At 58.9% G+C, this 17427-nt stretch carries 17 protein-coding genes and 1 tRNA gene; 13 read left to right on the forward strand and 5 right to left on the reverse strand.

Annotated elements, in window-relative coordinates:
- The first annotated feature begins 11 nt into the window (after window positions 1-11).
- The 4 genes from J3U87_RS21620 to J3U87_RS21635 are packed head-to-tail and all read left to right on the forward strand — an operon-like array spanning window position 12 to window position 2996.
- The gene (locus J3U87_RS21620; RefSeq protein WP_237377858.1) at window positions 12-344 is read left to right on the forward strand and encodes a J domain-containing protein; all 333 of its coding nucleotides are present in this window, start codon (window positions 12-14) and stop codon (window positions 342-344) included.
- Window positions 341-1003, forward strand: coding sequence for a nucleotide exchange factor GrpE (locus tag J3U87_RS21625; protein WP_237377859.1), 663 nt, complete (start codon window positions 341-343; stop codon window positions 1001-1003). The genes J3U87_RS21620 and J3U87_RS21625 overlap by 4 nt, the downstream gene beginning before the upstream one ends.
- Window positions 1000-2745 (forward strand): Hsp70 family protein, encoded by a 1746-nt coding sequence (locus tag J3U87_RS21630; protein ID WP_237377860.1) that lies wholly within the window; start codon window positions 1000-1002, stop codon window positions 2743-2745. The genes J3U87_RS21625 and J3U87_RS21630 overlap by 4 nt, the downstream gene beginning before the upstream one ends.
- Window positions 2742-2996 carry a hypothetical protein gene (locus J3U87_RS21635; protein WP_237377861.1) on the forward strand — a complete coding sequence of 85 codons (255 nt, stop codon included), beginning with the start codon at window positions 2742-2744 and terminating at the stop codon, window positions 2994-2996. Before J3U87_RS21630 ends, J3U87_RS21635 begins: the two co-directional genes overlap by 4 nt.
- Here J3U87_RS21635 and J3U87_RS21640 read toward each other — a convergent pair.
- A complete protein-coding gene (locus J3U87_RS21640) occupies window positions 2993-3574 on the reverse strand; it encodes a GNAT family N-acetyltransferase (RefSeq protein ID WP_237377862.1) in 582 nt (193 codons plus the stop codon). The genes J3U87_RS21635 and J3U87_RS21640 overlap by 4 nt on opposite strands.
- 492 nt (window positions 3575-4066) lie before the next feature.
- Between J3U87_RS21640 and J3U87_RS21645 the strand changes: the two genes are divergently transcribed.
- The 5 genes from J3U87_RS21645 (at window position 4067) to J3U87_RS21665 (ending at window position 8502) form a co-directional block, all read left to right on the forward strand.
- Complete coding sequence (locus tag J3U87_RS21645) at window positions 4067-5851, forward strand: hypothetical protein (RefSeq protein ID WP_237377863.1); 1785 nt, start codon at window positions 4067-4069, stop codon at window positions 5849-5851.
- A 510-nt stretch (window positions 5852-6361) separates the two neighbouring features.
- On the forward strand, window positions 6362-7489 hold the full coding sequence (gene moeB / locus J3U87_RS21650; RefSeq protein ID WP_237377864.1) for a molybdopterin-synthase adenylyltransferase MoeB: 1128 nt from the start codon (window positions 6362-6364) through the stop codon (window positions 7487-7489).
- Window positions 7490-7571: 82 nt separating this feature from the next.
- Window positions 7572-7937 (forward strand): response regulator transcription factor, encoded by a 366-nt coding sequence (locus J3U87_RS21655; protein ID WP_237377865.1) that lies wholly within the window; start codon window positions 7572-7574, stop codon window positions 7935-7937.
- Complete coding sequence (locus J3U87_RS21660) at window positions 7937-8197, forward strand: hypothetical protein (RefSeq protein WP_237377866.1); 261 nt, start codon at window positions 7937-7939, stop codon at window positions 8195-8197. Before J3U87_RS21655 ends, J3U87_RS21660 begins: the two co-directional genes overlap by 1 nt.
- Window positions 8198-8223: 26 nt before the next feature.
- On the forward strand, window positions 8224-8502 hold the full coding sequence (locus J3U87_RS21665; protein WP_237377867.1) for an EscU/YscU/HrcU family type III secretion system export apparatus switch protein: 279 nt from the start codon (window positions 8224-8226) through the stop codon (window positions 8500-8502).
- A 126-nt stretch (window positions 8503-8628) separates the two neighbouring features.
- Here J3U87_RS21665 and J3U87_RS21670 read toward each other — a convergent pair whose 3' ends face one another.
- The 4 genes from J3U87_RS21670 to J3U87_RS21685 all read right to left on the reverse strand — a co-directional run bounded on the left by J3U87_RS21670 (window position 8629) and on the right by J3U87_RS21685 (window position 13698).
- Entirely contained in the window at window positions 8629-9930 is a 1302-nt protein-coding gene (locus tag J3U87_RS21670) for an SRPBCC family protein (protein WP_237377868.1), read from the reverse strand.
- 154 nt (window positions 9931-10084) lie between these two features.
- Window positions 10085-12088 (reverse strand): pyridoxal phosphate-dependent decarboxylase family protein, encoded by a 2004-nt coding sequence (locus tag J3U87_RS21675; protein ID WP_237377869.1) that lies wholly within the window; start codon window positions 12086-12088, stop codon window positions 10085-10087.
- Between the two features lie 400 nt (window positions 12089-12488).
- Entirely contained in the window at window positions 12489-13421 is a 933-nt protein-coding gene (locus tag J3U87_RS21680; protein ID WP_237377870.1) for a methionyl aminopeptidase, read from the reverse strand.
- 118 nt (window positions 13422-13539) lie between these two features.
- Window positions 13540-13698, reverse strand: a complete 159-nt coding sequence (locus J3U87_RS21685) for a hypothetical protein (protein ID WP_237377871.1) — start codon at window positions 13696-13698, stop codon at window positions 13540-13542.
- Window positions 13699-14040: 342 nt separating this feature from the next.
- Here J3U87_RS21685 and J3U87_RS21690 point away from each other — a divergent pair, with 342 nt between their 5' ends.
- The 4 genes from J3U87_RS21690 to J3U87_RS21705 all read left to right on the forward strand — a co-directional run bounded on the left by J3U87_RS21690 (window position 14041) and on the right by J3U87_RS21705 (window position 16949).
- Window positions 14041-14337: an HU family DNA-binding protein gene (locus J3U87_RS21690; RefSeq protein ID WP_237377872.1), complete on the forward strand. Its 297-nt coding sequence runs from the start codon at window positions 14041-14043 to the stop codon at window positions 14335-14337.
- A gap of 101 nt (window positions 14338-14438) precedes the next feature.
- Window positions 14439-15182, forward strand: coding sequence for a MerR family transcriptional regulator (locus tag J3U87_RS21695; protein WP_237377873.1), 744 nt, complete (start codon window positions 14439-14441; stop codon window positions 15180-15182).
- 34 nt (window positions 15183-15216) lie between these two features.
- A tRNA-Pro gene (locus J3U87_RS21700) sits at window positions 15217-15293 on the forward strand.
- 237 nt (window positions 15294-15530) lie between these two features.
- A complete protein-coding gene (locus J3U87_RS21705) occupies window positions 15531-16949 on the forward strand; it encodes a DUF512 domain-containing protein (protein WP_237377874.1) in 1419 nt (472 codons plus the stop codon).
- Window positions 16950-17427 lie beyond the last annotated feature (478 nt).

The raw sequence follows: 17427 nt of genomic DNA on the forward strand, positions 1-17427 counted from the left end.
GGAGAGTGCATATGATCGATCCCTTCGAGGTTTTGGGCGTTCCCCGGGATGCCGATGACGCTACCATCCGACAGGCCTATTTGTCCTTGGTCCGTCAGTATCCTCCCGAAACCCAGAAAAAAGGATTTCTACGCATCAGAGATGCATTCAAGGCGATAGAAACGGAAAATCAACGAATCGACCTGGCGTTGTTTCCACCCAACATCGAATCAATGCCATCGCCTTTGGATCTCGTGGAGGAATTGTTGGAGAGCCTGGAACCCGGCATTCCCGACAAGAAAGCCATTCAAATGGCGCTGTCGGAGTCCGCACGTCGATTCAGGCTCGAGGGGCATCACTCGTGAGTGCTTTGTCGGAAAACCAAAAACAGGAACTCCTGGAACGATTTTCCCGGTACCTGGACGGTCTCGATCAGGTACCTGAACCGGAAAAGGAAATCGATCATTACCGGTTGTTCACCGAGCTCGCGGGGTTGCGCAACGAGGTTCGGCTGGAATCGCGTCAACTCAAGACCGCACTCGACCAGTTTCGAAGTGCCTTGGACCTGGCCCAATCGCAGCATCGATTGCTGACCGATCGGCTGCAAGAACGACAGGACGAATCCGCGGAACACCATGCCGGTGAGGTCGACAAGGAGCTTCTTTTGGATTTGCTCGACTTGTGGGATCGGCTCGATGCGGCCGTCCGACACCTCGAGCGGCGCCCCAAAGGCTGGCGGAGCCGTGTCTTTTCCGGCACCAATGATCTTTTGGATGCGTTGCACGAAGGCCTGACGATGCTCGGTGATCGCCTGACCGCCATTCTCGCGAGCCGGGATACTCGTCCAATATCCTGTCTGGGCCAACCTTTCGATCCTCGAACCATGCGCGCGGTCGAAGTCAGCCGTCGACCCGATTTGCAGGATGGCGTGGTTTGCAGGGAAATTCGCGCGGGATTCATGTTGGGAGAACAACCGCTGCGGCATGCCGACGTATGTGTCAATCGAACGGAGGGAGAAACGTGAAGAAAGACCTGGTTTTGGGTATCGATTTGGGGACCACCAACTCCGAGGTGGCCGTATTTCGGGAAGGACAGCCCCGTGTTTTGGGAGATCCGAAAATAATGCCTTCGGTCGTGGGTCTCGATCTCGATGGCAATCTGTTGGTGGGGGAACCGGCTCTCAACCAGTTTGCCGCCTTTCCCGACCGCACGGTGCGCAGTATCAAGCGTTCCATGGGGAAAGATGTGACCGTGACCTTGGGCGACCAAACCTATGGTCCCAGTGAGATTTCCGCGGTGATCCTGCGCAAGCTGAAACAGGTGGCCGAGAGCAGTCTCGATACGAAGGTCGAAAAGGCCATCATTACCGTGCCGGCCTATTTTTCCGATGCCCAACGTCAAGCCACGCGACTGGCCGGTGAACTGGCGGGCTTGGAAGTGGTGCGGCTCATCAACGAACCCACGGCCGCATCCATGGCCTACGAAGCGGCGAATCCCGAAAGCAAAAAAATTCTGGTCTACGATTTGGGGGGTGGAACCTTCGATGTTTCGGTCGTCGTGTTTCAGGACGACGTCGTCGAGATCAAAGCTTCGGCAGGCGACAATCACCTGGGTGGAGACGATTTCGATCAACTTGTCGTGGACCGGCTGGTCGGCATCCTGAAGCAGGCTCATGGAAAGAACCTGAACTTGGATTTCAAGGCGATGGCGCGCCTCCGGGTTGCCGCCGAAAAGGCCAAGGTTCATTTGTCTCACGAGGGATATGCGCTCATTCAGGAGGAATTCCTGTGTAAGCACAAGGGAAAGCCCGTGCACCTCAAATACGAGCTGGCCCGCAGCGAGTTCGAATCGATGATCGAACCCCTGGTCGACCGTACCTTGGAAGCGGTGCATCGCGCCCTCCAGGATGCACGATTGCGAACGTCGGACATCGACGAGATCATCCTCGTCGGCGGCGCCACACGGACACCCTGTATCGGGGCGGTTTTGGAAGCCGATTTCGGGCTCTTGCCGCGCTCGGAGATCAGTCCGGATTTGTGTGTCGCCCTCGGTGCCGCCGTTCAGGCTGGCATCACTTCCGGAGAACGGGTGGATTCGGTACTGGTCGATGTAACTCCTTATACCTTTGGAACCAAGGCCCTGATGCAGACCGGAGACGTGATGCCCTATTTGGGTTATGTGCCGATCATTCGACGCAACACGCCGATTCCCGTGTCCCACACCGAGGTGTTTTATACGACTACCGACAATCAGGATGTGGTTCAGGTCGAGATTTTCCAGGGTGAGGATCCCCATCCCGACGAAAACATCTTCCTGGGCGAGTTTCAGATCACGGAGTTGAGCAAGCAGCCCGAGGGGAGCCCGATCACGCTGAAATTGGATCTGGATGTGGATGGCATTCTTCACGTCACCGCAACGGAAAAGATGACCGGATTGGCAAAGTCCGTGGTGATCGAAGGGGTTCTGGATGTCGCGGGAGAATCCCTGGAAACGTCTCGCGAGAAAATTGCCGATTTGCTCTCGGGATCCGAGCTCGAACACGCCCTCGAGGGTGGAAACGAGGAGGATACGGGTGCCGTGGCGAAAGCCAAGCAGTTGGTCGCCAAGTCTCGGTCTTTGCTGGAAACCGTCACACAGGAAGATCGAGAAGAAATGGTCGACCTGATGGAAGCGATCGAGGAGGCCATAACGGCTGAAAACCAAGATGCCTTGGCCGAGCCCGTGGAAGCCCTCGGTGAATTGCTGTTCTACCTGGAAGAGGCTTGAGTCGGATGGAGCGTTGTCCCTTGTGTCGTGCGGCCCATCGGGGGGGTGCCCAGTGCCATCGCTGTGGTGCCGATTTGACCCTGTTGTTGACGATCGAGGACCAGGCCGAGCAGTGGCGTGTTCGGGCGATGGCGGACCTCGCCAACGGCGACCCGAATGCCGCGCGTACGGCGATCGAGCGCGCCTGCAAGCTCAAGCGAACGCCCTACGACTCGATCTTGCAGGCGTTCCTTTCTTCGGATCGAGGCTAGGCCGATCGATTTGGCGGCCTTCCTGTTCCGGTCTTGGAGGCGGCATCGCAGGCCGGGTCCGGGGCTTCCACCGCGTAGATGACGACGGGCGTACCCTTGATTTCGGTCTTACGCCAGACGCGCATTCCGTTTCGGATCGCCACCCGTTTGCTGGCCTCGTTCTGGTGATGGATGATCGAGATGACGCGCGGCTCATCCAAGGCGGCAAAGGCGTATTGGCGACAAGCGATGGCCGCCTCCGAGGCAAGGCCGTGACCCCAGAACTTTTTTGCGAGGCAATAGGCGATCTCCAACTCCCGTCGCCCCGAAAGCTCCCACACGATGAATCCGCAGTGACCGGCCAGCTCGCCCGATTCCCGGTGGATCAGGGCGTAGAGCCCAACCCCCTCCCGGGCATAGCGTTCCAGGTTGCGTTCTAGCCAGGCGACGGTCGCGGCTCGATCGCGCACGCCGCTCTGATAGAAACGCATGACCTCCGGATCGGCGAAAATCTCGGCGATGGCGGGCAGGTCCGCCGAGGTCATGCGTCGCATGAGCAATCGTGGGGTTTCGATGACCTTGTCGGTTTTCGCGTTCATGCACCGTTCCCTGTCTGCGCTCGAAGTCGTTCGGCGTGGTGACCCTTCGGTCGAGGGCCTTTCGTGCCGCCGAGAGGCGTACCGATTTTTTCCGGCAATTCCCGCGATCTCGAAAGGGCGACCTGCTAGACTGGTTCACATCCAGAGCATGTCGGTAACGAGCCTGAATCGCGGGGATGGCGCCGTAGGCCCACCCAGTGATTTCGGTGGTGGGTCGGTGAATGGTCCGTGGCCGCCCTGCCGACCCCCGATGGCTGAAAACCGGTATTCAGACGACTCGACCGGCACATCGCGCCAGTTGGAGATTGTCTCCAGTCTGGATGGGCACTAGACTATCAAAAGTATCACCAAAATCGACACAAAAGGGTCGAGCCCACGCCCGGCCGGAGGAATCGTATGATCTCAGGATGGACGGTAACCAACGCGTTGCGACACAGTGTGGCTTTTTGCTTCATGATCGGTGTTGGTTTGTCGTTTTTAGGACAGCCTGTTTTGGCTGCTGATGAGGATGATCGCTTTTTTGTCCTGGATGGCGTCACCTCTCTTTATTTTTATCCCGATGTTTTGACCAAACTGAATATCGACATCGTGCTCGAGGAACCGACGGCACGGGCACTGTGGGAAGAACGCGGGTATCGCGGCTTCGCCCTTCTTCCGGAAGGGGATGTCTCCTTCCTGGCGCCCGGCGGTGATTTCGAGGGCGTGGCGCCCTCCGAGATGGGTGGGAACAGTTTGGTGCACGATGGCGGCTTCGTGTTCGAAGTCGGCGACGTTCGCGTCGATCTGCGTCGTTTCACGATCCAGCGCGCCGCACTGCCCTGGGAATGGGCGTTGCTCGATGCGCAGGGCCGCACCTGGTTTCGGCTCCGGCATGCTCACTCCGAGTTGAAACTGGATCGCAAGCGGCTGGAACTGCGTCACATGGATTTGGCGCTCGGGCCCGCGTGGGACGGTATCCTGAAGGACCCCCATTTGCGCGAGGCCAACGTGGGCGCCGGCGACCTGATTCTGAACCTGGCCCTGCCCGAACGCATTTACCAATTTCGCGGGCTCTGCGAGCCGAATTTCGAGGGTGAGGTGGACATCCACCTGACCCAGCTCGGCACGGTGACCGTCTTCGCCAATCTCGACGGCAAGGTCGCCATGGCTCCTTCGGCGACACTCGAGAACGTGGGTGTCGCCGATGTACCCTGGTTGCGGTCGATCGTGCCCGACGGCGGCATTTCCGATCCGTCCGAGGCCGGTCAGCATCCCTATTTGATCATGGCCTTCTACCGAATGGTGGATGGGCGCATCGTCCAGGTGGGGTATTCCGACGTGAAACACGCCTTTTTTGCCGTGAACAGTGGCTGCAGTTGCCCCGGCGGGCAGGTGTTGTACGTCGGCTGTAGCGACATCTACGGGGCCAGTACGAACGCCAACCGCACCTATTTGGCACCGCGCGACGAGGTGACGGCGAGCACGGGGGAGTGGACCTCGCTCGGATCCCATTTCGATGGAGATCCGGTCGACGACCGTCGCGACCACAGCAGTGCCGGGCATGACTCCTTCGAACATCGTCTCTTCGTGCAGGAAAGCGTGTTGCAACGCGAGGAAGCGCGCTATTTCGTCGACGCCTGGTACGTGGTTCAAGGCGATATCGACATTTTCAACAGTATGGCCTACCGCGAGGTCAACCCGACCGAGGGCACCAATTGGAGCTTTCCGCCCGTCGCGGGCATGATCAACGGAACGGTGGTGGATGCCTGGGTGCCGGCCGGGACGATGGACATCGACGAGGCCAACGTCGTCGTGGACACGGGTGAAGGGCATTTGAATCTGGCGGGCAAGATGTTCGAGGAAAGTGCAAGTTCCTTCCGCTATGAATACGCCCTGATGAACCACGATTTCGACCGGCGCATTCAAAGTTTCACCTTGCCCCTTCCCGAAGACGTGGTCGTGACCGACAGCGCTTTCTTCGATGGTGACGAAGACGCGGCCAACGATTGGACCGTGGCCGTGGAAAAGGATCGGGTCGTCTGGACGGCACCCGATGGCGCCGACCTGGATTGGGGCACCATGATCAACTTCAGCCTGACCTGCAACGGACCGCCGGGATCCTTGAATCTGGAATTGGGCGTGTTGGAGCCCGGTGAATCGAACACGCTCCAGGCTGCCGGGGTCGGACCCGTCATCGCCTGTCAATCGATGCTGTCTTTTCGCAAGACCTTGCCTTCCTGGCCGGATGCGGTCGGTCTGCTGGGCCTCATCGAAACCCTCAACGCCCTTTGTCGCTGAATCGCAAGAACATAGGCAGGGACCCTTCCCGTCCCTGCCTGACCCGATTCCCGGTTTGCTTTGCGGGCACGATCGGCGGTCGACCTCCGTGTCGCCTGCGATGAAACCGCTTGTTGGCGAAGCGTTCGCAACGGCTTGATTTCCCGGATGTTCTGCGATGATCGATGGGGCGTCCCCGGGCGCGGCTCGGGATGGGGCTCGCCGATCCGGAGGAATCCTCGAAAAAACCTCCCTTTCCGATTGGGCCCTGGTTTAAGCTAGTGCCCATCCAGAAACGGAATGGCTGCCAAGCCCACGGTGGTTTGGCTGGATGGGCACGGTATCGGCTATCAGGCGTCAGGTCCCGGCAAGATCCCTGTTTGTAGGTGAATAGCTGACACCTGATATCTGACTGGCGAAACCGGCTTGAATTGGGCATCTTCCGATTTCGAGGAACCGATTCAAAAAACCGTTGTTTCTGGATGAAAACGAGCCAACCACGGTAGCATGTCGAAACGAGGTGATCGGGGTATGAGTCAAGGTCGTTTGAGCAGTGATGACATCGCGCGTTACAGCCGCCACCTGAAGCTTGCCGGTTTCGGGATCGCGGCACAGGAGAAACTGCTGCAATCGCGCGTGCTTCTCATCGGTGCGGGCGGATTGGGATGCCCCGCCGGTCTGTACCTGGCCGCGGCCGGCGTCGGCACCCTGGGCCTGGTGGACCACGATTTGGTGGAGATCCACAACCTCCAGCGCCAGATCGCCCATCAAACCGAGGCGGCCGGCACCCCCAAGGTCCGGAGCCTGGGCAGGGCCCTGGCCGAACTGAATCCCACCGTCGATTTGGAACTGCACCAGGTCCAGGTCGACGAGACCAATGTGGCCGACCTCGTGGCATCCTACGACCTGGTCATCGATGGAACCGACAACTACACCACCAGGTATTTGGTCGCCGATGCCTGCCATCTCGCCCGCAAACCCCTGGTGTACGGGGCCATCCACCAGTTCGAAGCCCAACTGTCGGTATTCGAACCCGGCAACGGTCCCTGCTATCGCTGCCTGTTTCCCCAGCCGCCCGATCCTTCCCAGACGCCCTCCTGCAACGAAGCCGGCGTACTGGGTGTCCTGCCCGGCGTGATCGGCGTGATGATGGCGACGGAGGCCATCAAGTTCCTGACCGCTGTCGGAACGTCGATGGTGGGCACCCTGGTCTTGTACAGCGCCTTGGATCAGTCGATTCGCCAGGTCCGGCTGGCGCGGGATCCCAGTTGCCCGCTCTGCGGTGACACGCCTTCGATCGTTTCGGTTCGACGCGAGGTCGTGCCCTGTTCCGCCGCGCCGACCGTGCCCGAAATCTCCCCGGAAGCGGCACGCGCGTTGATCGGTACCGATGCCCTCTGGTTGGATGTGCGCGAGCGCCACGAGTGGGACATTTGTCGCATCGACGGTGCCGAGTTGCTTCCGCTCGGTCAGTTGGCACCCGAACGTCTCGATCACCTGAATCGCCAAAATCCCCTTGTGGTCTACTGCTACAAGGGCGGTCGCAGCGCAAGGGCGGTGGCCCTCCTGCGCGACTTGGGCTTCGACGAGGCCGTCAGCCTGGCTGGTGGCATCGATGCCTGGGCGGACCGGATCGCGCCCGACATGGCCCGCTACTGAGTTTCTTGTGATTGATCGATGAGGTGGCCCTACTCGGCGGTCGCCGCTAACCTTTTTATGGAATGAGAACGATTAGGAAAACATGAAGCAAGTACTTCTGGTTGAACCCGATTTTTATCCGAGGGTGGCGATCGACGATCAGTTGGCTCCCCACGGATATCACGTCGTTTCCGTGAAGCGCGTGCGCGATGCGTTGATCAAGCTCAAAACCCAGGTGTTCAAAATGGTACTCATGAGCTACGAGGATGTGGATCCGGCACTTCGGTTCCTGGCAACGCTCCGCCAAACCCAGAACAAGATTCCCGTCATCCTGTTGACCAAACGTCCCACCCAGGAGGACCTCTTCCGCCTGATGACCTTTCCGCCGATCGAAGTCATGGTCAAACCCTATTCGCTCCACAAGTTGCTGGATCGCATGGACGCGATTTGCAAGGGGATCGAGTCGTGATGGATCGCGAGGTACGTGCCCGGGTGGTCAAGGTCGAGGGTTCGACCACCACTTTGGGCATCTACATGGAAGGCGTCTGGCACCGGATCAAGGCGCGAACCGAGGTTCGGCTGTGCGAAGGGGATTGGATTCGCGGTCATTTGATCGTCCCGCCCGACGGCTCGATGCTGGTGTTCAAGCTCGACGAAGTCGAACGACGCGCGGCGACCGAGTCGCAAGAAACCCATCCCAGCCGAGGTGGCTTGGATCTCGAGGCCTGATCCGGTCCTCGTTCAAGGTGATACTCATGGATCGACCGCCCCGAAAACCCACCAAGGCCGTCGGCCTCAAATACGAGCACGGCAAGGACGCGAAACCCTACGTGGTGAGTCGTGGGCAAGGGGTGATCGCCGAGGAAATCCTGCGGGCCGCCCGTGAGAATCAGGTACCCATCAAGCAGGACAGCGGCCTGGTGGAGACCCTGCTGAAATTGGACTACATGCAGGAGATCCCCGAGGAACTGTTCATGATGGTGGCGGAGGTTCTGGTGTTCGCCTACGAGGCTCTGGGCAAGGACATCGATTGAGCGGGGAGTGCGGCTGAAGGGTCGAACCCGGCAGATGGAACCTGAATGCCGGCACCGTACTCGTTCAGCCAAAACTCAGAAGCCAGGGTCCGCTCGTTTGCGATGAGTGCCCTGATGGACGCGGCGTCATTCTCCCGCTTCCACTTCCAAGGCACGCGCCAGGTTCGGGGCCAGAAACGAGAAACCGAGGTCGCCGATGGTCGGATAGCTGTTCAGGCGGGCATTGACGCCTTGGGGCATGCCCGGGCCGGTCCACGGCAGGACCTTGAGAATGCGATGGGTCGTGTATCCCGCGAATTCCCGTTCGATGAGAAGTTGTTGCAGTTGTGCGCGGGTCGCGGATGTCGGCGCGATGAGGGCGACGTCGCCCTCGATGGAGGGGTGGTGCAGCACGTACAGCAAGGCACCCAGTGCGTCTTCCTGGCTGATCCAATGGAACTGGGGCGTCTTGGCCCCGTTGCGCAGAAAGACGAACGACTCCAGTCGCAGCAGCAACTCGGTGAGCTGGTGCATCGATCGGGTGATGACACTTCCCAAGTGAAGCCTGACGTGGCTTTCGACGACCGAATCCAGTCGAGGTAACGGATCTTCCGCCGTGGCTTCGGGATCGACCGGGCCGAACTCGGAGAAATCGAGCGCGGGATCGGTCACGAATCGATCCATCGAGGGGTGGAAACCGCTCAATTCAATGAGGCGCACGCCGTGGTTTCCGGACACCGAAAGCGTCTTGGCGAGGTGGTCCAGGTATGCGAAAGGATCTCCACCGGAATCGGACGTCGCATAGGGAATCCCCGTGTGGATCAAGACGCTCGTGTCCTCCAGCGGGTACCGGGTACCCTCCCCGAAAAAGGGGCGAAATCGGTAAGGGCTCACGCCGGTATCGGGTGTGGGTTCCATGTGGTACAGATGGTGGCCGCCGAGCGAGAGAAAGGCCGCCATCGCGCGCACCAGTCGTGTGGCACGGCCGGCGATGACGATGGTCATGGGCTCGGTTGCGTAGGCCGCATGTCGGTCGAGATCGTGAAAGGTACGGAAATGGCGCAGCCGAAAGGTTTTTTCCAGGTCGCGGTAGATCAAATGGGTGCCGAAGAGTGCGCCGATCGGTCCCAGCGGTGGCGTGAACCGGATTTCGTCGCGCAGGATACTGGTTTCGTCATCTTGGGGCACCATGCGGTGTTCGTGGCGCCATTGGCGAAAGGGGCCGACCTCCTGTACGTCGACGAAGCTCCGGCCGGGCCGACAGTCGCAGTGACGTGCCCGCCAGCGAACGGGTATCGGACCCTTGTACAGTTTGAATTCAAGCACGGCGCCATCCGAGATACCCCCTTCCTGGTGGAGGATCTCGGCCTGGATCCACGGCGGAATCAACCGGAAAAAGGCACCGGGTCTCTCGTGATACCGGAATAATTCTTCTGCGGAAACCGGCATGCGGGTTTCCAGTACGAAATGCGGCATGGGGTGGCCAAGCGAGATGGGATTTGCGCGAGGTGCGGCGAGTCGAAGTATAACGTGCCGGGACGAGGCCACCAACCGGCGCGTGCGCTGCGACGGGACAGGTGCCCCGAAGGTGCGAAAGGGTCCTTTACTTGCGGCGAATGGCGCGGTGCATTTCCTTGTCGATCGCCCGCTCGATGAACAGGCAGTAACGGTCGATGTAATTCATTCCGTTGTCCTCGTACATCAGCCACGGATTCATCAAGGTGTGTCGAATCACGTAGATATGGTCCGCCTCACGGGTGCGGTCGGAGACGTGTTCGCAAAAGGTCTCGGGATTGATTCCCAGCTCGCTGAGGATGCGATTGGCTTCCTCGGTTTCGAGGCCGGCCTTGAACAGGGAAGTACAGGACCCGAAAAAGTCGTGGGCCTGGAGCGGCTGGTTGGGATTGATCTTCATGTTGTTGAAGACCTTGCGCGAGAAGTGGTTCATGAGGGCCAGGTAGGTGTTGTTCTTGGGGTTGATGGCGAAGCAGATGAGGTTGGTGTCGGGCGGGAAGGGAACCGTGATGGTCACCAATCCCTTGAGTTTCTTCTTCACTTCCTGGATCTTGTCGAAAAAGTACTCGCAGGCGCGCATGGACTGAGCCATGATTTGGCCGAAGCCGTCGTGGTGCAGTGGGATACAGCGGTGGGTCACGTAGGCCGCCGCCGCGGCCGAGCCGGGCTTGGAGCCCTCCATGATGTATTGACCGAGACTCAACAACTTCTTTTTCACCGGTAACTTGGTGGAGTCTTCCTTGACGTCGAACACGTAGGCCGCTTTCTGGCTGATGAAATCCAGGACACCCGAGTCGCGGCTCACGAAGGCACCGCAGGGAAAGGGCAGGTAGCCCAGCTTGTGGGGATCGACGGTCACCGAATCGCACTCGGCCACGGCCTTGAAGGCCAGCCAGGTGCCTTCGTGGGGGAAGTAGTTGAACTTGCTGCGAATCTCGTCGTGGGGGATGAACGAGCCGTCCGGCATACGGAACAGGGAGGCCATGTACCCGCCCCAGGCCGCGTCCACGTGAACCCCGAAATAGAAACCCTTTTGGAAGTACTTTTTGCGGAATTCCACGATGCGGTTGATCGGGTCGACGGAACCGAATTCGGTGCTGCCCAGGACGCCGACGACGCCGAGCACCGGGATTTGCCGCCGGTAGTGGTCCTCGAGCAGCTCTTCCAGGTGTTCCATCTTCATGCGCATGTGCCCGTCGGTATTCACCGGAACCAGGTTACCCGAGCCCAGGCCCAGGATCTTCATGGACTTTTCCCAACTGTAGTGAGCCGAAACCGGAACCATCAACACCGGCAGTTTCAGCTCGGGATGTTTCAGGAAAAACCCGGCCATGCCCAGGTGCGCCACGCTCTCTTCCATGATCTTCCGGGTGAAGGTGTGGAAATCCTTCTTGTTCTGGTTGCTCTTGATATGGGAAATACATTCGCGCATCAGCAGCACGGTTTGGCGAATGGAGAAATTGAAAAGCTCCCACTTGGTGTATTTGCCGAGCGGTTGGCGTTTGGGGCCCACGTTGGGAAGCGTGAGCTCCAGTGCCTGGGCGGCCTCGGCGAGTGCGAGCGGGTAGCAGCGGACCGCGCGCAGGTTCCACACGCCCTCGTAGTTGGCCACGGTGCCACCGGAGGTCAAGTGACCCCAGGCATTGGGTTCGCGATCGTCGTCGATGTTGTAGCCGAACATCCTGGCCAGTTGAAAGCCCACTTCCAGTTCTTTGTCCAAGGTGGCCGGAGCGGCGTCATCGCTGACGTTGTTGGGGTTGTAGAGGATGGTCATGATTTGGGCGAGGACGCCGGGAAGCAGGAGATCGGCGGCCATGTGGCCCATGTAGCGAGGGCTGAAGAAAGGGACCGATTTTTTGAGATCCGCGCTGAGGGTGTGCAGTTCCTGTTGCATCTGGGCCAGGAACTCGTTGAAGTGCTCGCGATAGGGCGCGTTGGTGGGAATCGGCGGCCGGTTTTCGGGATGGAAGTTGCGGCGCCAATAGGCGTGATCGCGCAGGAATTCGAGAAGGATCTTTTCGAAGACATGATCGTTTTCGGCGTATGCACCCATGTAGTAGGGGTGCATAAAACTCAGATCTGAATTAGGCATGCCTTCTCCCCGAGTCAACTAGCTTATTTTGCAATAATTTGGTTGAATTCTACCTGTAAAACCCATGTGTGGCAATAAATTATCGTGGATCGGGAGATGGCGCGACCGCCGTGAATCGCTCGTTTTTCGGACCCGTCAAAAGCCGGTATTCGAGGTGTTTTTTTCTATCTTGTGCGGGTCGAACGCCTTACCGACGAGACAGGGATCCATCGCCGCGAAAAGCTTCGCGAAAGCGAAGCGACGCGGGGCGTGGCCGCGAAGGTCGATGTGAGATTTCCACGAAAAAACGAGGGTGTTTCGTGGCTGTCGATCAGGCATTTTTCAAGAAAAAAGCCACGTGGAAGTCAGGAAGAAACCTGCCTTGCGTGACTTTTTTACGATTGTTCGCTTGATTGAATGCTCAACCGGGGAGGGTGAGTATCTCGTGCCCCGTCTCGGTGACCAGGATGGTGTGTTCGAACTGGGCGGACAAGCGTCGATCACGAGTGTAAACCGTCCACCCGTCGCCCTTGTCGAGCTCGGTATGCCAGGTGCCTCCATTGATCATGGGCTCGATCGTGAAGGTCATGCCGGGAACGAGAGGGCAGTCGGTGGTCGGATTCGGGTAGTGACAGACCTGTGGTTCCGCATGGAAGACGGTACCGATGCCGTGACCCGTGTACTCCTTGACGACGCCGAGATTGAATTTTTTCGCGTAATCCGCGATCGCGCGGCCCACCTCGATCAGGCGACCACCCGGGCGGACCGTTTCGATACCGAGTCGAAGGCACTCGCGCGCCGTTTCCGTGACGAGTCGCGCTTCTTCGGAAGGCTCACCCACGTAGACCGTGCGGCTGGTATCGCCGAAATAGCCGTCCAGGATGCAGGTGACGTCGATGTTCACGATGTCGCCGTCTTTCAGGACGTCGTTTTCGTTGGGGATCCCGTGGCAGACGACCTCGTTGATGCTGGTACAGCAGTTCTTGGGGAAGCCGCCGGGGGTGATGACCGGGTTGCGCGGATCGGTGTGGCCTTTCGGGTAGTTGAGCGGCGCCGGGTAGGCGCCCGCTTCGAGCGTCATCTCCAGGACCCAGTCGTCGATCTGCTTGGTCGTGATGCCTGGCACCACCTTGGCGCACACGGTATCGAGAATGTTGGCGGCGAGGCGGCAGGCAGCGCGCATTTTGGGCAATTCTTCCTTGGTCATGATGGGAACCGAGCGATCGGGCCGCTTCATTTGGGTTTGGGCCTTGGTGGTCGTCGCCGGTTTTACCGCGCCGGGTCTCCCGTGACACTTCTTGTATTTTTTACCGCTCCCGCAAAAGCAGGGATCGTTGCGTCCGATTTTGTTCAATGCTGCCCCCAGAAAAAATTGGCTCACCGGTGTCTTGGGCCTGGATTGCCGCGCGGCACCCGAGTCGGCGCCCTCGCTCGCGCTGGATCCTATGCCCAAATACGCATCGAGTTAGCGATTACAAAAACTCGTGGCCGTGAAAGAGAAACGCGATGCTCGTGTCGTCGAGTACGGCACCGGCGCCGGCCGGGATGATGCGTACCCAGTGAATCCCACCGGCGAGAGCGGTGTGCGACCGTGGAGCCGGGGATGTGGTGAAGAGGTGGAAAGACCACATCCCATGCCCTCCCTCGGCGGTTCCGGAGAAGGGTCTGCCTATTATGGTGCAAGACAACGGATGAACACAAGAGGGGGCTTGATCCCCGCTTCCAAGGCCTTGAAAACCTGTGTGCCGCTCACTTTTCCCGAGGAAGGATGGGGACGTTGGATGGGGCGGCGATTCATCGCGAGGGCTTGTCGCGCCGTGACCGTTTACCGACCGGAATCCTTCCGCGCCACCGTACTTTGGGAATTCGACTTGGGTTGGTCAATCCAATCGTGTCAAAATGGACACGAGGCGGTCGTGATCCGCTGCTTGCGGGACCCGTGATTCGGTGATTTCTGAGGAAGAGCCTACTTCATGATTAAAAAAGATATCGTCAAACAACTGCACGAGCTTCACGGCGGCATGACGCTCGCCGAGACAGAAAGTCACACCAATAAACTCCTGGAAATCATGAAGGAAATCTTTCAGGGTGAAGAAGCCCTGACCATCACCCATTTCGGCAAGTTCCGCCGCAAGAAACGGGCGGTTCGCGACGTGGTATTGCCCTCCGGAAAACAGGTCATTTCCTCGGCCGGTGAACGGGTCCAATTCATTCCCAGCCCCAAGTTGAAGGCGTTCATCAACACCGGTGAGGGTGGCGAACCGTCCTGACGGATCTCATCGACCGAACTCCCGGGGGCGGATTCCTTTCTCTACATTAATAAAAGGAGCCGGTTGCCGAACGAATCGGCAGTTGGTCGGAGTCGTGTTCCATGGCCGAACCAAACGAGCAAACCACCTTCGACGATTTAATGGGCGAAGATGAGCGCGGGCCCAATTCTGCGCCCGACGTGCCCGCCGGTGGCGCCACGCCCGAGGTTGCGTCGTCGGAGAATCGCGACATCGATTCCGGTCCGGAATCGCCCCTGCCCGATGCGGATCGGGTAGCGCAAGCGGCGCCACCGCAGGTGGATGAATCGGACGATCTGCATCAAGAGCCTGTCGCTCCGGATGCCGCGGAGGACCCCGGCGAGACGACGGAAAGCGAATCGGCGCGGCCCTCGGAGGAAGCGGCTCCCGCACCGAGCGGATCGGATGCCGGCACCGCTCGGGCGCGAGGCGATGTCCAAAAGCCGTCCCAAGTGGGGCGAACGCGACGCGAATTGCTCAATCCCGACAAGGTTTTTTACAAGATGGGCGAGGTCTGCGAGATCTCCGGACTCGAATCACACGTGCTCCGCTTTTGGGAGAGTGAGTTCGAAGTGCTCAAACCGCGCAAAAACCGCGCGGGCCATCGGATCTTCACCCACGACGATATCGAACTCGTGCTGCGCATCAAGCGCCTGCTCTACGACGAGGGATACACCATTCCCGGAGCTCGAAAAAAGTTGGAAAACCCCGGGGAAGATGTGGAAGAAACCCAGGACGAAACCCTTGAAAGAAAGCATATCTTGAATGAAATAAGTGGGATAAGGCGCTCCATCGAATCAGTTATAAAATTGCTTGACGGTGTATAGCAAAGTTCCTATAATCTCCCCCTGTTGCATCGGTCGGAGCGTGGCGCAGTCTGGTAGCGCACTCCCTTGGGGTGGGAGAGGTCGGAAGTTCAAATCTTCTCGCTCCGACCATTTCCACTCTCCCGCACGAGCGGTGAGAGTGAGAGACAAAAAGAGCCCGATGGGCTCTTTTTTTGTATCTGGACACACCTTCATTTCATTCATGTCGCGAACTTTTTTGCCCTAGTCGCTCTCGGAAGCGGAGCCCGGTGTGGCCATAAGGGGCCTTTCGAGGCCATGTTAAAATAACGAGCTTGTCGCGCTACGCGAAGCTGGCGACGAGCGGACCTAGTGACAAGTGGAGGCGGCATGGCCAGGATCGCAGGGACCACGCACCGCAGAAAAGGCGGCGTCATCATCAAGAGCGTGGCGCCCGAATCGTTGGCAGAAGCCTGTGGGCTCGAGCCTGGGGACAAAATCTACAGCATCAACGGTCATGTCATTCCCGACAGCCTCAGTTTTTCCTTCAACATCGCCATGCCGGAACTGTACATCGTCGTGGAGAAGGCCAACGGCGACCGCTGGGATCTGGAAGTCGAAAGCGATGCCGACGCGTCCTTCGGCGTCGCGTTGGAAGAAGACGACATCATGCTGTGTCGCAACAAATGCGTGTTTTGCTTCGTGGATCAGAACCCCAAGGGCTACCGGCGATCGCTGCTGATCAAGGACGAGGACATTCGCCTTTCCTTCATGTATGGCAACTACTCCACGCTTTCGTCGACCGACAAGGAAGAGGAAGATCGGATCATCCGCGAGAAGATCGACCCGCTGTACGTGTCCGTGCACGCCACCGACCCGGAAGTCCGGGTATTCATGTTGAAAAGCAAAAAGCAGGGCAACATTCTGCCGCGCCTGAAGCGCTTTGCCGACAACGGCATCTCGTTTCACGCCCAGGTCGTTTTGTGTCCCGAGGTCAATGACGGGCCCATCCTGGCCAAGACCCTGAACGAATTGGCCGAACTGTATCCGCGTTGCCTTTCGATCGCCGTGGTGCCGTTGGGTATTACGTCCCATCGCGAGAAACTGACCGTCTTGAAACCCGTGTCCGACGATTACTGCCGCAACACCATCGATTTCTGCCAGGAGTTTCGCGACCGCTTCGAGCGCGAGTTGGGCGATCCGCTGGTTTACTTGGGCGACGAATTCTATTTGCGTGCGGGACGGCCGATTCCCGCCAAACCCGATTACCGTGACTTTCCCCAGATGGAGAACGGCATCGGCATGGTGCGCCGCTTCGTCGACAGCCTGGCCGAGGAGATGGCGGCCTACCGCATTCCGGCCGACACCAAAGGGACGCTGGTGACGGGAACCCTTTTCGGCCCCGTGCTGCAGCAGTGTATGGACCGGTTGAACGCCCACTTCGGCACCTCGATCCAGGTCGCCGCGATCCGCAACGATTCCTTCGGCCCGACGCTGATCACCGTGGCGGGCCTGGTTCATGGCCGGGATACCATCATGCAGTTGCGCGGCAAGGATTTGGGTGATTTCGTGGTGTTGCCGCACGTGATGATGAAGGATCCTCACCAGGATCCGATCCTGATCGACAATTACTATCCCAAGCACCTGGCCGCCATGTTGAAAGTGCCGATCGTGGGGACCGGTAACACGGCTGTGGAACTGCTGGACGTGCTCAGTGACTGGAAGTCGCACGTCCTGGCTTGGACCCCCAAGCCCGGCGAAAAGGTGAAGCTGCCCGGAACACCCGCACCCTTGCCCACGGCGGTCTGACCGATCTGGCTCCCCATCGGCGTCGCTCGGGTAGCCTGCTCAACCAATCGAAGTGAATCGCTAGGGAGTTCCCGCATTTGTGAGAGGGGCGTCGTTGCGGTAAGTTGGCCCGCCGGGCCGACACTTCGAAGCAGCCCATGCTTCGTAAGATCGAGTGGTATAAGAGCGAAGCAGATACGTCGGGCTTCTGGATCTCTCGAAGATCGATTTCGATCTTTGCTCAACCTATAAATCTGAAGCTCCTCTCACGATGCGGGAACCGTAGACTTTGCGACCTCGATGACGCGCTGCGTCGGAGATATTTGGCTTCGCTCTTTAGCGTAACCCACTTCTGCTCCTTACGTTGCTTCGAATGGTGGAGCAAGCTGCTCCACCTACAGGCCTTACGCCCCTCTCGCGATGCGAGGACTTTGCACTTTGCGACCTTGTTGGTGTTCGATTAGGGAGAAAATCGGCTTCGCTCTTTGGTGTAATTCAC

The sequence above is a fragment of the Sulfidibacter corallicola genome, from assembly GCF_017498545.1.
Taxonomy (GTDB): Bacteria; Acidobacteriota; Holophagae; order Acanthopleuribacterales; family Acanthopleuribacteraceae; genus Sulfidibacter; species Sulfidibacter corallicola.

Bases quoted from the DNA above. Each gene is read 5' to 3' on its own strand.
- J3U87_RS21620 (WP_237377858.1), top strand. From the start codon at position 12: ATGATCGATCCCTTCGAGGTTTTGGGCGTTCCCCGGGATGCCGATGAC.
- J3U87_RS21640 (WP_237377862.1), bottom strand. From the start codon at position 3,574: ATGAACGCGAAAACCGACAAGGTCATCGAAACCCCACGATTGCTCATG.
- moeB (WP_237377864.1), top strand. From the start codon at position 6,362: ATGAGTCAAGGTCGTTTGAGCAGTGATGACATCGCGCGTTACAGCCGC.
- J3U87_RS21655 (WP_237377865.1), top strand. From the start codon at position 7,572: ATGAAGCAAGTACTTCTGGTTGAACCCGATTTTTATCCGAGGGTGGCG.
- J3U87_RS21660 (WP_237377866.1), top strand. From the start codon at position 7,937: ATGGATCGCGAGGTACGTGCCCGGGTGGTCAAGGTCGAGGGTTCGACC.
- J3U87_RS21665 (WP_237377867.1), top strand. From the start codon at position 8,224: ATGGATCGACCGCCCCGAAAACCCACCAAGGCCGTCGGCCTCAAATAC.
- J3U87_RS21670 (WP_237377868.1), bottom strand. From the start codon at position 9,930: ATGCCGGTTTCCGCAGAAGAATTATTCCGGTATCACGAGAGACCCGGT.
- J3U87_RS21675 (WP_237377869.1), bottom strand. From the start codon at position 12,088: ATGCCTAATTCAGATCTGAGTTTTATGCACCCCTACTACATGGGTGCA.
- J3U87_RS21685 (WP_237377871.1), bottom strand. From the start codon at position 13,698: ATGTGGTCTTTCCACCTCTTCACCACATCCCCGGCTCCACGGTCGCAC.
- J3U87_RS21690 (WP_237377872.1), top strand. From the start codon at position 14,041: ATGATTAAAAAAGATATCGTCAAACAACTGCACGAGCTTCACGGCGGC.
- J3U87_RS21695 (WP_237377873.1), top strand. From the start codon at position 14,439: ATGGCCGAACCAAACGAGCAAACCACCTTCGACGATTTAATGGGCGAA.
- J3U87_RS21705 (WP_237377874.1), top strand. From the start codon at position 15,531: ATGGCCAGGATCGCAGGGACCACGCACCGCAGAAAAGGCGGCGTCATC.